The organism is Halococcus salifodinae DSM 8989, assembly GCF_000336935.1.
Taxonomy (GTDB): Archaea; Halobacteriota; Halobacteria; order Halobacteriales; family Halococcaceae; genus Halococcus; species Halococcus salifodinae.
Genome location: NZ_AOME01000101.1, coordinates 1 through 1386 on the forward strand (window position 1 = coordinate 1; position 1386 = coordinate 1386).

Consider the following 1386-nt stretch of genomic DNA (forward strand, 5'->3'; position numbering starts at 1 on the left):
GTGCGGGCCAGCGCTGCCGCTGGCCCGCGCCGCGATCACCGTGCAGTCGTGCGGTTATTCTGGCGGGTCGAGACCGTACTCCTTTTTCGCAATTGTGAGGAACGTCGACGCATGCACACGAGTTGCGCTCGCTCGGTCGAGCGAGCGCTTCACTAGCATGTCGACGAGTCGTTACAGCGAGTAGGCCATACACGTGAATGCGAAGACCGAACCAGGCGCTCGACGGCCGAACGTCCGTTGAGTCGGGTCCGAACAGAATAGTGGTTGCTAATCCCTGCGGTGGGCTGAACAAGAAAGAACTAACAGGGTATCCCTTGACTTCAGGATATGCGTATTGGACGCATCCAAATCGACGGACAGACCCGTATCGGCGCGTTTACCGACGACGGCATTCGAGACGTCACTCAGGGCTACAATTCGTTCCAAGACGCGCTCTCGCAGCCGGAAGCGGCTGCTGACGTGGATGGGGAAATCCTCGATGAAACCGACATCACGTACCTTCCACCGACGACCGACCAGAACACTGTCTTCTGCGCGGGACTCAACTACGAAGCTCATGCGGTCGAATCGGATATTGCGGTCCCCGAGCGACCACTGATATTCATGAAACTCCCGCGGACGCTCGTCGGCCACGAAGCGCCCATCGCCTACCACACCCAAGTCACCGACGAGATTGATTACGAAGCCGAGTTGGCAGCTGTCATCGGCGAACCCGCACGCCATGTCTCGACGGAAGATGCCCTCGATCACGTCGCTGGCTACACCCTCCTCAACGACACGTCGGCACGCGATCTCCAGCTCTCGCTCCAAGTGGGCGACGACGACATGATGGATTGGTTCTCCGGCAAGACAATGCAGGCAACCACGCCGGTGGGTCCGTACGTGGTTGCCAACGAGATCAGCGATCCCCAAGATCTCGCCATCACGTCGCGGGTCAACGGTGAGACCATGCAGGACGATAGTACTGGGATGATGATCCGCTCGGTCGCCGAGTTGGTGTCGTTCGTCTCCTCGCGCGTCGAACTCGTTCCCGGTGATATCATCGCGACCGGAACTCCCGAGGGTGTAGGGACCTTTCAGAACATCCAGCTCCATCCCGACGACACTGTCGAGGTTGAGGTCGAAGGCATCGGCACCTTGGTCAACACCGTCGAAGAGACCGAGTAGGTCGGCTGTCCGTATCGCTGTCTTTTCGCTCCGGAGTCGTCGGAGAGGCGCTCAGGCAGACGAACTAGGATCGATGACTTCGAGTGGGTGGGTAGCGGGCCGCTCCAAGAGTGTATCGAGCTGATCGAGACAGGAGGTCCCGCTCGCAACCACGGTACGATCGGCGGCGTCCTGTGTGCGGAACTGCTCGGTCAACTGGCTACCGACCTCCATGCTCAA

At 59.7% G+C, this 1386-nt stretch carries 1 protein-coding gene; it reads left to right on the top strand.

Annotated features, from left to right (window positions below):
- Window positions 1–327 precede the first annotated feature (327 nt).
- Complete coding sequence (locus C450_RS19610) at window positions 328–1167, top strand: fumarylacetoacetate hydrolase family protein (RefSeq protein WP_005046749.1); 840 nt, start codon at window positions 328–330, stop codon at window positions 1165–1167.
- The last annotated feature ends 219 nt before the right edge of the window (window positions 1168–1386 follow it).

Coding starts and splice junctions, on each gene's coding strand:
- C450_RS19610 (WP_005046749.1), top strand. CDS start 328: ATGCGTATTGGACGCATCCAAATCGACGGACAGACCCGTATCGGCGCG.